General features: G+C 36.1%; 10 protein-coding genes. 3 read left to right on the forward strand and 7 right to left on the reverse strand.

What is annotated here, in order from left to right; translation table 11 throughout:
• Positions 1-5 precede the first annotated feature (5 nt).
• The 3 genes from LK994_RS08185 to ggt all read right to left on the reverse strand — a co-directional run bounded on the left by LK994_RS08185 (position 6) and on the right by ggt (position 2962).
• A complete protein-coding gene (locus LK994_RS08185) occupies positions 6-656 on the reverse strand; it encodes an outer membrane beta-barrel protein (protein WP_229759587.1) in 651 nt (216 codons plus the stop codon).
• Positions 657-724: 68 nt separating this feature from the next.
• Entirely contained in the window at positions 725-1258 is a 534-nt protein-coding gene (locus LK994_RS08190) for a DUF1572 family protein (RefSeq protein WP_229759588.1), read from the reverse strand.
• Between the two features lie 12 nt (positions 1259-1270).
• Positions 1271-2962 (reverse strand): gamma-glutamyltransferase, encoded by a 1692-nt coding sequence (gene ggt / locus LK994_RS08195; RefSeq protein WP_229759589.1) that lies wholly within the window; start codon positions 2960-2962, stop codon positions 1271-1273.
• Between the two features lie 23 nt (positions 2963-2985).
• Here ggt and LK994_RS08200 point away from each other — a divergent pair, with 23 nt between their 5' ends.
• The 3 genes from LK994_RS08200 (at position 2986) to LK994_RS08210 (ending at position 10033) form a co-directional block, all read left to right on the forward strand.
• Positions 2986-5481 carry a M14 metallopeptidase family protein gene (locus LK994_RS08200; RefSeq protein ID WP_229759590.1) on the forward strand — a complete coding sequence of 832 codons (2496 nt, stop codon included), beginning with the start codon at positions 2986-2988 and terminating at the stop codon, positions 5479-5481.
• Positions 5482-5622: 141 nt separating this feature from the next.
• Positions 5623-8241: a PIG-L family deacetylase gene (locus LK994_RS08205; protein ID WP_229759591.1), complete on the forward strand. Its 2619-nt coding sequence runs from the start codon at positions 5623-5625 to the stop codon at positions 8239-8241.
• A gap of 166 nt (positions 8242-8407) precedes the next feature.
• Entirely contained in the window at positions 8408-10033 is a 1626-nt protein-coding gene (locus LK994_RS08210; protein ID WP_229759592.1) for a sodium:solute symporter, read from the forward strand.
• Between the two features lie 50 nt (positions 10034-10083).
• Here LK994_RS08210 and LK994_RS08215 read toward each other — a convergent pair whose 3' ends face one another.
• From LK994_RS08215 to LK994_RS08230, 4 genes are read right to left on the reverse strand one after another with little or no spacing between them, the layout of a single operon-like run.
• Positions 10084-10911: a DUF2911 domain-containing protein gene (locus LK994_RS08215; RefSeq protein WP_229759593.1), complete on the reverse strand. Its 828-nt coding sequence runs from the start codon at positions 10909-10911 to the stop codon at positions 10084-10086.
• Positions 10912-10925: 14 nt separating this feature from the next.
• Positions 10926-12221 carry a carboxypeptidase-like regulatory domain-containing protein gene (locus LK994_RS08220; protein ID WP_229759594.1) on the reverse strand — a complete coding sequence of 432 codons (1296 nt, stop codon included), beginning with the start codon at positions 12219-12221 and terminating at the stop codon, positions 10926-10928.
• Entirely contained in the window at positions 12218-12793 is a 576-nt protein-coding gene (locus LK994_RS08225) for an RNA polymerase sigma factor (protein ID WP_229759595.1), read from the reverse strand. The genes LK994_RS08220 and LK994_RS08225 overlap by 4 nt, the downstream gene beginning before the upstream one ends.
• Positions 12794-12823: 30 nt before the next feature.
• Entirely contained in the window at positions 12824-13654 is an 831-nt protein-coding gene (locus LK994_RS08230) for an SAM hydrolase/SAM-dependent halogenase family protein (protein ID WP_229759596.1), read from the reverse strand.
• Positions 13655-13763 lie beyond the last annotated feature (109 nt).

Genomic DNA, 13763 nt, shown 5'->3' on the forward strand with positions numbered 1-13763 from the left:
CAATATTATCTCAGATAGTAGCCAAAGCTCACAGATATCATTCTGTTTCTGATATTTCTGTGATCTGTTTGATAATTATTATTAATATTCGCCAATCCCAGCAGGTATCCTAATTCAACAAATACTTTAGGGGTATGAAACGCTAAACCTGAACTGAATCCCAAATCAAACATCCCGTACTCTCCATCTACACTTAGTTTCATTTTGTTTGATGAGGTAACACCTCCTTTAGTCGTTGTTTTTTCAGTGCCTGCAATAGCAATGCCTAATTGAGGTCCTGCAGAAAGAACCAGCGTATTCTTTCTTTCTCCTACAGGAAAATCAGCACTTAAAGCAGGGGTGATATCTATATAATGAATTGTATTGTAATATTTGGAAGTATCGCCATATGTTGGGTTATAGATATAACCTCTCATATTGTAACTAATTGTAGGGGAAAAATGCAATACATCATCAAAATGCGTTTTAAACATTATGCCCAACCCGAAACCATTGATATTGCTACTTGGTTGCTTAATATTTTGACTGTAAACATCATTTACATAACGAACTCTTGCTGTAGCAACATTCCAACCTGCTTTTAGAGCTATTTTAGTTTGTGCCGAAACGAAAATTATTGATAGGGTAAAAATTAATAACAGGTAAAATTTTTTCATTTTTATTATTTATGAGTGCGAAGTTACTATTTTAGATTTAGATGCAATTTTTTTAAACAAAGTTGCATTTATTGTTTGTTATTTTTCATATTTAGGTTGAATTGTTCAGACTTTCCCCGGGGGATAGATAGATTTTGCCATTTAGTATCAGTAATTATTTTGGCAATGTATATGATCTGTCCTGTATGATATGGAAGATGCGCCAATTGACGGTTGATAGCATCTATAACAACAAGCGGCTCGGATCTTATATAGATTGTTTTTAATAAGTCGTTTTCTGATAGATTTTTAATACTTGTCAGACAGCAATCCCAACCCTTTTCCCACAGATCCAGCAATTGGGGTTTTGTGTAATGGGTTATTTCGAATTCACTATCTCTGTTTCGCCATTCCTTTTCTCCGTCGGAAGTTAAAAAATCAGTCCAACGACTGAGCATATTACCACTCATGTGTTGGATAATGATAGCAATACTGTTACTTGATTCATTTGGTCTAAAATGACAATCAGCATCATTTAGCTGAACGAATGTTTTATCTCCTAACTCTTTATAATAAGAAAGGCGTTTAATAACACTGATTAAAAATTCATTTCCGATATTCATTTGTTTAATGTTTTAGTATCCTTCTGCTGCATCCTCTCCACGACCATCTGCAACAGCTGTAATAATATTATTTTTAGTGATAATTAATTCCACCCTTCCAATGGAAGGTCTTTCAACTAGTGTATATCCCATCTTTGCTAATTTATTTCTAATAATTGAAGAAAAGGTTTTTTCTACAAAAATTGTGTCAGGCAACCATTGGTGGTGAAACTTTGATTTGTTCACTGCATCTTCCGGCTTCATTTTGAATTCCAGTATATTCATTAGCGTTTGAAAAACACTTGTCGGAATTGTAGTTCCCCCGGGAGTACCAACAATTATATAAGGCTTATTGTTTTTAAGAACGATGGTTGGGGTCATGCTGCTAAGCATTCTTTTATTGGGAGCTATGGCATTTTTTTCATTACCAACGGCTCCATACATATTGGGCACTCCCGGCTTTATACTAAAATCATCCATTTCATTATTTAAAATAAAACCGGCACCGGTTACAACTGTTCTGCTACCGAAGTGCCCGTTTAAGGTAGTGGTTACTGAAACAGCGTTACCGGCCTTATCTATTACGCTTAGATGAGTGGTTTCTTCACTTTCATTGATATTGCCTGCTTGTGTAGTAATGCTGGTTCCCGCTTTCCCGGGGGTAAAATTTTTCAATCGTTCTTTTAGATATACTGGATCTGTTAGCTTTTTTATGGGCACATGTACAAAGTCAGCATCACCTAAAAATGTAGCTCTGTCGGCATAAGCTCTTCTTTCAGCTTCGATCATCAATTGTACTGCTTCAGTAGTCAGGTATCCTTGCACGTTGAACTTTTTATCTTCCATCATTTTAATTAATTGTAATAAAATGATTCCACCACTACTCGGTAATGGCATCGTAACAATGTGGTATTTCTTATAATCAAATTCAAGAGCTGTTCTTTTTATAGCCGTATAATTTTTAAGGTCATCGTAATTAATGATGCCATTGCCTCTTTTCATTTCTTCTACGATCAGTCTTGCTGTTTCTCCTGTATAAAACCCGGCAGCACCGAGGTCTCTCACACGCCTTAAAGTGATGGCCAGATCCTTTTGTATCAATGTATCACCTTCTTTCCAGGGAGTAGCTTTAGTAAAAGCGGTCGGTGCGGTATTCAATCGTACAAAATCGGCGGTATAGTTGTTAAGATCATCTGCCTGGGCCTGTGTAAGTGAAAATCCGTTTTCTGCCAGATCAATGGCCGGTTGTATCAATGTGGCAAAGGGAAGTGATGCATAGGGCATTGATGCAAATAATCCTGCAATGGTGCCCGGTATACCAGCGGCCAGGTGACCATCTTGGGATAGATGCATTTGCGCATTACCGTTACTATCCAGGTACATGTCTCTGTTGGCATTGCCGGCTGCTTTTTCCCGGTAATCGATAGTAATATTTTGTCCGTTTTTTAAATGTGCCACCATAAACCCTCCTCCGCCGATATTACCTGCTCCGGGATACACCACTGCCAGAGCCAGTTGTGTGGCGATCGCCGCATCTATTGCATTGCCGCCCTGTTTTAATATATCTATACCTGTTTTACTTGCCAATGAATGTGCTGATACCACGGCTCCATTTCGGCAGGTCACTTTTTTTTGTGAGTGGTAGCTATAAGGATTAAATTGTGCAGTACTTTGCACAATTATTCCTACAAGCAATAGGAGCAATATGGGAGCTTTGTATCTCATTATTTAAATAATTTGATCAGACAATGAAAAAATATATACTTCTCTTTATATTATCTGCTTTTTCTTTTTTAGTTTCCTCTGCTCAGGTAATAAAAAGTCCTGACGAATTTTTAGGGTATCCTTTGGGTAGTAAATATACACCGCATTATAAAATTGTAAGTTATTTTCAATACATAGCATCCGCTGCTCCACAAATGATAAAAGTGGAGCAATATGGAGAAACCATTGAAGGCCGGCCATTATTACTGGCTTATATTACCTCCGCTGATAATTTTAAAAAACTTGATGAAATAAGAACAAATAATTTACGGTTAACCGGTTTGTTGAAGGATAAACCTGCGGACATACATGCACCGGTTATTGTTTGGCTGAGTTATAATGTACATGGTAATGAACCTAGTTCTTCTGAGGTAGCAATGAAAACATTGTATGAGTTGGTAAACACAAACAATACGCAATCAAAAAATTATTTAAAAAATACGGTAGTGATCATTGATCCATGTTTAAATCCAGATGGAAGAGATCGCTATGTAAATTGGTTTACACAAGTAGTAGGAAAAACTGCTAACGCTGATATTAATTCTAGAGAGCATATCGAACCCTGGCCGGGAGGGAGGATCAATCATTATAATTTTGATCTTAACAGAGATTGGGCGTGGCAAACGCAGACGGAAACACAACAGCGAATAAAAAAGTATAACGAATGGATGCCGCAAATTCATTGCGATTATCATGAGCAATATCCCGACAACCCTTATTATTTTGCGCCGGCTGCTGAGCCGTTGCATGAAGTAATTACTCCTTGGCAGCGTGAGTTTCAGGTAAGCATTGGGAGGAATCATGCAAAATATTTTGATGCAAATGGTTGGCTGTATTTCACCAGAGAAACTTTTGATCTGTTCTATCCGTCTTACGGAGATACCTATCCAATGTACAATGGTGCTATTGGGATGACATATGAACAGGCAGGGCATAGCCTTGGAGGGCTGGCGGTAGTTACTAAGTCTGGAGATACGCTTACACTTGCGGATAGGATTCAGCATCATTATATTACCGGCATGAGCACCATTGAAGTGGCATCTGCCAATGCAGATAAATTGATACAAGAGTTTAAAAAATTTTATGATGACGCACAAAAAAATGGCTCAGGAGAATACAAAACATATATCATAACATCAGATAATAAAAATAAATTGGATGAGTTAAGATCATTGCTGGACAATAATAAAATTCAGTATGGAAGTTTTAACAGATCAGGTATTAAAGGATATAATTATTTTACCGGTAAGGAAGAGTCAGTTGTGGCAGGAAAATATACGATTGGTATAGATGCATACCAACCAAAGGCAGCGCTTATCAGGGTGTTGTTTGAACCTAAATCTAAATTGAGCGACTCAGTAACGTATGATATTACTGCCTGGAGTTTACCATACGTGTATGGGTTAAAAGCATATGCGGTTAAAGAAAATGGATTAACGCAGATTGCATTATCGGATTTAAAAAATACTGTTACAAAAAGTAATTACGGATATCTGATAGAGTATAATTCAATAGAAGATGCAACGTTGTTGGCTGATCTACTAAAGGCAGGATTTAGGGTAAGATTTACCGAAAAGGATTTTACTTATAAAAATAAAATATTTAACAAGGGGACATTGATCGTATTAAAGAATGGTAATGAAAAAGGCTTTGCTTCAGTAACGGATATTTTTGCTAAATATACATCACTGGTAAGTTCGGTAGAGTCTGGTTTTATGGATCAGGGGTTAGATTATGGTTCCGACAAAATTCATCTGATCAAAAAGCCAACCGTAGCATTGCTTACAGGCAATGGGGTGGTGGCAGAAGCAGCAGGAGAAGTATGGCAGTTGTTTGAACAGCAATTAGATTACCCGATCACATTGATCAATGCGGATGACATAAATGGTACAATGCTTAAAAATATAGATGTATTGATCATGCCAGCTGGGAATTATAAATTTTTAACTGCTAGAGATATTGCTACCGATGTTAAAAACTGGGTAAGACAAGGAGGTAAGATCATTGCCACAGAAAATGCTGTATCGCAGCTTGCTTCCAATGACTGGGGCCTTAAGCTTAAAAAATCTGATGATGAAAAAAGCAACAAGGATACGTATGCAGATGTGAAAAGATATGAAAATCGAGAAAGAGAAAGCATCTCTAAAAATATACCCGGGGCTATTTATAAATTAGAGTTGGATAATTCTCATCCATTGGCCTTTGGCTATCCGAATTATTATTTTACTTTAAAACAAAATGATAACCTGTATGAATTTTCAAAAGATGGCTGGAATGTAGGAGTGCTTAAAAATGAAAATCAAATAGCAGGTTTTGTGGGCAATAAATTAACGAATAAGATTAAAGATGGCACTGTGATCGGAGTTCAGCCAATGGGGAGCGGATCGATCGTTTATTTTGCTGATAATCCTATATTTAGAAGTTTCTGGGAAAATGGTAAATTGATATTTGTCAATGCGGTGTTTTTTGTAGGGCAGTAAAAAAATACGAATTACGATTTTTGATTTACGAATGCTTGAGGCTTGTTAATTTATTTGATTTTTGTAAGATGTTTATAATACAAAATAGAAATCCTGTCAATGCTGATTCAGGTAGTTATCGTACGAATTAATACATATGTTATGATGCAAAGAAGTTATTTTAAATATTGCTCTATGGTAAAAGGGAGTATTATATTTTTCATTTTTCATTTTTCATTTTTCATTGCAGTAGCGCAAACACCTAAAACATACACTTCTTCTGAAATATTATTACAGTTGAAGAAATTAAATGTGCTTGGTTCGGTGTTGTATATAGCCGCACATCCAGATGATGAAAATACCAGGCTGCTGGCCTATTTGGCCAATGAAAAAATGTACCGCACCGGATATCTAAGTTTAACAAGAGGCGATGGTGGACAGAATTTAATTGGCGATGAACAAGGTATCGATCTTGGTTTGATAAGAACGCAGGAGTTATTGGCCGCAAGGCGGATAGACGGGGCAGAGCAATTTTTTTCAAGAGCATATGATTTTGGTTTTTGTAAATCTTCTGATGAGGCAATAAGAACATGGGGGCATGATAAGATACTAAGTGATATTGTTTGGGTGATCAGGAAGTTTAAACCTGATGTGATCATTACCCGTTTCCCGGAAGATAACAGGGCAGGGCATGGGCATCATTCAGCTTCGGCTATACTTGCCAGTGAGGCCTTTGATGCAGCAGCTGATGCTACAAAATTTCCGGAACAATTTTCTTTTGGTGTACAACCATGGCAGGCAAAACGCTTGTTGTGGAATACCTTTAATTTCGGCACAACCAATACACAAAGTGACGATCAGTTTAAATTTGATGTAGGGATGTATAATCCTTTATTGGGTAAAAGTTATGGAGAGATAGCTGCATTGAGTCGTAGTCAGCATAAAAGCCAGGGCTTTGGAGTACCTGCACAAAGAGGCGAAACACTCGAATATTTTGTAACTACCAAAGGGACTAAGCCGGAAAAAGATCTAATGGATGGCGTGGATATAAGCTGGGACAGAACTCTATTTGGCGGAGAATTGATCAGCAGACCGGTGCATGAAGACAATGCACAAAATTTAATTGATTCAATTATAAAAACTTTTTCTGAAGAGCATCCCGAAAAATCCGTGCCGGCCTTAGTTCGATTGTATAACAAAGTGAAGACAACAGGTAATAATTATTGGAGAGAACAAAAATTACGGGAAATACAAAATTTGATAGAAGTATGCAGTGGGTTATTTTTGGATGCAACTACAAATACGCAGTATGCTGTTCAAGGGGATACCTTGAAGGTTTTTACGGTGATAAATAATCGTTCAGGAATTAATATTAACGCTGCTGCATGGGATATTCATTTGGCTAAAAAGGATATTAAAAAGAATATCAATCAGACAGATACGATCATTACTTATATCCAACCTGATGAAAAATTAACACAGCCATATTGGTTAGAGCAACCCATGGAAAAGGGGAGCTTTAATGTTACCGATCAGCAATTAATCGGTAAGGCAGAGAACAATCCTATAAGTATCGATTGCAAGATCAATATTGAAGGAACTGATTTCACTTTTAATAAACCGATCCGGTATAAATATACAGATCCGATAAAGGGTGAGATCTATCAGCCGGTGTATGTTACTCCGAGCTTTGTGGGAAAGTTTTTACCAGAGATTAAAATTGTTGCTAGTCCTGTAAACCATAGCGATTCGTACTTATCCATAACTTCCTTTAAAGATAATAATAGAGATATTGTATATGAAAAAAAAGATATTGTATATCAAAATCACGATACAACTTTGTTAAGGACGATAAAAGAATTATCCCTAAATAGAGAACAGAATGTTACGTTTAAAGTTTCCGGACCAATTGAATTTGAACCCAATATCGATTTATTTACATCTACTGGAAAGGTGTTTGATCACATACATATTGAAAATGTAATGGAGAATTCATATGTGAATAAGAATAAGCAAATATTAAAGGAATTCAAAACTATTAAATATGATCATATCCCTCAAATAGTATATTTTAAACCTCTGAAATTTACAAAGGAAATCGATGAAGACATTAAAACAGTCGGTAAGAATATAGGTTATATTATTGGTGCAGGAGATAAAGTTCCTCAAGCCTTAGAACAAATGGGCTACAAAGTAACCATGCTTAAAGAAGCTGATATCACGAAGACTAATCTAAAACAATTCGATGCCATCGTTACAGGTGTAAGAGCATACAATACCAATGACTGGATGATCAACAGTTATGATGTACTGATGCAGTATGTAAAGGAAGGAGGCGTATTGTTATCGCAATACAATACCAATAATTTTATTAGTTCAGTGAAATCGAAAATTGGTCCGTATCCATTTACGATCAGCAGAAGCAGGATAACAGATGAAACCGCAAAAGTAAATTTCTTATTGCCTAAACATCCAGTACTTAACTATCCCAATAAGATCACTGAGAAAGATTTTGACGGATGGATACAGGAGAGAAGTATTTACAATGCAGAAAATATCGATAGCAATTACCAACGTGTTCTTAGTATGAAAGATCCCGGAGAAAATGAGCAGGAAGGTAGTTTGATCATAGCCGATTACGGGAAAGGCAGATTTATCTATACCGGGTTAGTGTTTTTTAGAGAGCTACCAGCAGGGGTGCCAGGAGCGTATAGGTTACTGGCTAATTTACTGGCTAATAAAAATGCCAGGCCAAGTAAAGCAGTAAAGAAACATAAATAACATTCATCTGTACATGCAAAAAATGCAGAATAACAAACCATATTGGACGAAGCGATACATGTTTGTATTGTTTTTTTTGATCGTACAGATACTGCTCTACTATTTTATTACAAAGTATTTTAACTGAGAAAAAATAAAAATGTAATCGGCCCACAGGCTTACAGTAATGAGTATCATAGATTGGATAATATTATGTTTGACACTCTGCGGCATTATTGCCTATGGTATTTATAAGAGCCGCACCACTAGAAACTTAGATGGTTATTTTCTTAGCAACAGAAGTATGCCCTGGTATTTGGTGTTACTAAGTATCATGGGCACACAGGCGAGTGCTATCACCTTTCTTTCTGCACCCGGACAGGCTTACAGTGATGGAATGCGTTTTGTGCAATATTATTTTGGCTTGCCTATAGCGATGGTGGTTATTTGTATTTTCTTTGTTCCTGTTTTCAGCAAATTGAAAGTATATACAGCCTATGAATTTTTGGAAAACAGGTTTGATGGACGGACACGAACATTTACATCATTTCTTTTTTTATTATCGAGAGGATTAAGTACCGGCGTAAGCATTTTTGCACCATCGCTGGTATTAAGTTCTTTATTGGGTTGGAATATCTATATGACTAATTTGGTGATGGGAGGTTTGCTGATCATCTATACTATGAGTGGTGGAGCTAAAGCAGTGGCACATACCCAAAAATTGCAAATGATCATCATCTTTGTTGCTTTATTGATTGTTGCTTATTTAGCAGTTAAATTATTACCGCAGGGGCTAGATGTTTCTCAGGCAATACGTTCAAGCGGAAAGATGAATGTGATCACTTCTGGATTTACAGAAACAGGATTTAACTGGAAAGACAAATACAATATTTGGAGTGGCGTAATTGGTGGATTCTTTCTGGCCCTGAGTTATTTTGGAACAGACCATAGCCAGGTTGGTAGATATCTCACAGCAAAAAATGAGTCGGAAAGTAAAAAAGGTTTATTAGTGAATGGAATTGTGAAAGTGCCGATGCAATTTTTTATTTTATTACTGGGTGTATTGATCTTTATTTTTTACAGTTCTGCAAAGCCTCCTGTGTATTTCAATGAAACAATGATCGTTGAAGCGAACCTTACTCCTTATAAAGACTCATTGAATATTTTGGAGCATAATTATACCGAAGCATTTAATTCCGCTCATACGGCTGATGCTAATATGTATAGGATGCAATACAGAGCTATGTTACAGAAAGCGTTGCCAGCCGCAGACCTGAACGATAATAATTATATCTTTCTTCATTTTGTAAAAGACAATCTACCAATAGGGCTAATAGGATTGGTAATTGCAATGCTTTTTTTAGCATCATGGGGGAGTATAGCTGCTGCCTTAAATTCATTGGCAGCCTGTACAGTAATAGATTTTCATAAAAGATTTGTGGCTGAAAAAGCAACACAGAAAAGTGATTATGTGTTATCGCAATGGTACACATTCGGGTGGGGCGTATTTTGTATTGTTATTGCGATGTTTGCGTATAATATCGGCAATAGTTTAATTGAAGCGGTAAATATTATCGGCTCCTTATTTTACGGAGTAATATTGGGGATATTTTTAACTGCTTTCTGGGTTAAATATATCAAGGCAACTGCTGTGTTTAGTGCAGCGGTAATTGGAGAATTAATTGTGGTTATCATTTATAAAATGGATGTGATCTCTTTTTTATGGTTGAATGCAATTGGTGCATTGTTGGTACTTATTTTAGGTGTATTGTTACAAGCCATTTTTAATTTTTTTAAGATAGGTCAAAAATAAAAAGCTGCATAAATAGTATGCAGCTTTTTAAATAAAACAGTTTATTGTTATTATAATTTCTTTTGAAATTCTTCATTCATTTTTATATAGTCATCATTCTTAGCTTCTTTAGCTAGTTCCAAAGATTTGTCAGAGCTTATTTTTGCGCCGGCAATGTCACCGTTTTCTTTTTGCATTCTTGCTTTGTATATGTATATCCAAAAAGCCTTAGGGTATGTTTCAAGCGCTTTGTCGGCATAACCAATTGCTTTCGGCAGATCTTTTTCGTATTCGTTATAAAATTGAGCCGCTTGCCAGTAAGGTTTTTTGTCGGTAAGCATAGCTGCCTCTAATTGAGCCTTTACTTTTTCTTTAAAATTTGTAGTGATAGGGATAGTAACAGCAGTTTTTTCCCATGTGATCAATAGTTCACAACTTTCAGCTTTCACATTTGCAAATTCCATTGTAAAAGTTTCTACGGCCGGTTTTATTTTTTTAGGTTCTACAGTAAAACGTGCAACATCTTCAGATTCTTTGTATCCGTCTATTCCCCAATTGGAAAGTCCTTTGTTAATGATGATTTCCCAGTTTTGCTTGCCCGGGATGGTATATAGAACATAAGAACCTGTATCTAATTTTTTGCCTCCCATTTCGATCGGTTCAGTTAAACTGAATTTGGTAGCGGCATTGGCTCCCGTACGCCATATCTTATCAAAAGGGACAAGGTCGCCAAAGATTTTTCTTCCTTTTGCACCTGGGCGTGAGTAGGTTAATTCTATCTCACCAATACCAAAATTCTGTTTAATGGTTTGGGTAGGAGATGGTTGAGGCATTTTTACTTGTGCTGTTGTGCTGATTGCAAATAAAGCAAAACACAAAAACAGAGATAGCTTATTCATATCGATTAGTTTGGTTAAAAAATAATTTTCAATTTAATATGACCGATGGTTAAATGTTCATCAGTCAATTTCCATTCGGGGCCGGTTACGATCAAATCCTCTACTGCATCATTTACGTCAGCATCAATTTGTTTTTCAAAAGAAAAATTCATTGGCTCGCCTTTAGTATCGATATCAAATATAACAATTGTTTCGCCTGTTACCGGTTTACCTGTATCATAGGTAGAGTATGATATTTTCTCTACAAGATAGCTTAAATATTTTTGCCATCCTTCTTTTGGTTCGGCGCCGGTTTTGTGTAATACCAATACTTGTCCGGGTTTGTTCTGTGTATTAGCTATATTGCTGTTATTGGAGTTGCTGACCCTATTATTATCAAGTACAATTGTCTGGAAACCGCCGGATGCGATTACAGTTTTTTGTAAATAGTTACTTGCTCTAAAAGTGACCTTGCCGGTTTTTTTCTTAGAGATTGGCAGGCTGAACATTCCGCTGTCATCTGTTGTAGACATAAGCCCTTCTTCAGTTTTAAGCGAAGCAAATGCAATAGGTTGATTGTTCTTATTTACTACTCTGCCGGAAAAAACTACATTTTTACTATTGTTTTGTACGGCTTTTTTTGCACTTAATTCTTCTTTTCTTTTTTCTGCTGCAACTGCAGCTTCATCACTTTTGAGAATGCGTGGAGCTACTGCCGGTATATTTTTTTCATCAGCAATAGATTTCATATTGTTGGTTGCTGTAATCGGTTCTATTCTTTCATCATCAGATTGAATGATTTTTTCTTCAGCCTGTTTTTTGGCAGTAAATGAAACGGGCTCTTCTTTTTTTGTAAAAGCAATTTCCTGTTTCTCAACTTTTGTATTACTGTTGCCACCTGTTATCGCTTTTGTACTATCTAATGGTATAGGTGTAATAGTTGATGTTACACTCGGTTCTACCTTCGCAATGGGGGTTATTTTATTGTTTAGATGATCAGAGAAATAGAGAGCCAAAACAGTGCCTCCTATCAATAACAAAACTGCTGCTGCGGCTCTCCAGATGGTTTTGTAATTTTTTATAGATACTGCTGCGGTTTTATCGGTGATAAATTTGGCTCTTAAATTCACCAGGTGTTCGTTGATGTTTTCAAAGCCTTGTTCCTGGGTAAATTCGGGCACATTGCTGTATCCTTCAATAGCGTCGGCTAATAATGGATCATCCAATGCAGCTTTTTCAATAGCATGCCTTTCTGCAGGAGTCATTTTACCCGACAAATAGTCGTAAATGTCTTCTACTGTGTAAATGCTATTTATTTTATTGTTACTCATTTATTTTTTCCTTCTATGCAAAGCTTTAAGTTCCTTTTTCCATTTTGAATAAAACTTCTTACTTTATTCCAATCGTGACCGGTCATTTCGGCAATTTCATTGTAACATTTTTTTTGTAAAAAGAACAACTCAATAGTCTTTTGCTGATCTCCGGGTAACCTTTTTAAACAATCTTCCAGTTTAAGGAAGCTTTCTTCTTTTTCAAATGCTTCATTTGTCAGATGCGTATTTTCTATCGATTGCATAAAATCGCCACTAAATTCAGTGGTTTTGAGGTTCTTAGGACTTCTTAACTGCATTAAACAAAAATTTCGTGCCAATGTATGTAACCAGCCCTTAAAATTTTCCACTTCGTGAGATCTTAACTTATAATGCAGTTCTTCATAGATATCCATCACGGCATCTTTACTACGTTCAGCTTCTTTAAAATATTTAAAACATACCCCAAATACCAGGTCCATATATCGTTGATATAGAATGCTTAAATATCTGCTGTCATTACTTTCTTTAAAAGCAAGGATCAACTCCTTGTCAGTTTTTTTATCAGCTGATATGTTGGTAAGAAAATTCAAATGAAATATGTGTTGTATTCAGTGCTTTCGTTATTCAAAATACACTTTTACCGTTTGGTAAAAAAGCCTGTTACTGTTATACTGGCTTTGATTTTGCTGTTGTTTTTCTGAAAAGCCCTGTAAACCAAAGAGTCCTGCAGCATTTCCTTTATTAATAGCAATTTCAAGATAACCTGCTGAATTGAATAAGGCTAATTTTTCCCCTTCATGTACATCGGCATAAGTTTCACTAATCTTGTCAATTACTTCGTCTCTTTTAAATACAACTTTAAAACTTCTTCCTTTTCGTTGTTCCTCAAATTCTTCTTTGGTAATATTTACAATTACGTTTTCAAAATTATCAATAAAGATGATCTGACCTTCGATCCAATTGTTACCCAATAGTGGCCTAAGCGGATTTTTTACCCTGATCGAAACAGAAGCATCTCCAACTTCTTCCAGTTTTTTACCGGAGATGATTTCATTAAAGGCTCTGGAAAAAACCGTAGTGCAATAAAGGGTGTTTTTTTGTTGATTTTTATCCAGTTCAAGCGCCACTACTTTTTGAGGGACTTCTTCTAATATCATCGTCAGTAAACCATTGTCAGCACAACCAATGATCTGTCCATTGTGCTCAGCAAGTAGCATATGTTCAGGCCTTTCTTCAAATAAATTTACCATTACCAGGTGCATACTGCCGGAAGGAAAATTCTTTAATGCATTTCTGCATACATAAGCGGCCTGCGGATAATTGAAAGGCGATAACTCATGTGTAATATCAACAATAGTGATATTGTTGATCAGTTGTAATAACTGTCCCTTTACCGCCCCAACAAGAAAATCCTGCTGGCCAATATCCGATGTAATTGTTAGTAAAGGCATTTATTATTTGGTAATTGATAGATGATAATTGATAATACCTTGTGTAATAGCATTATCATCTTTTATACTTTTTATTTGAGATAAATCAGTTGCGATTAACCTCCTTTTA

Source organism: Ferruginibacter lapsinanis (genome assembly GCF_020783315.1).
In the GTDB taxonomy this organism is placed as follows: domain Bacteria; phylum Bacteroidota; class Bacteroidia; order Chitinophagales; family Chitinophagaceae; genus Ferruginibacter; species Ferruginibacter lapsinanis.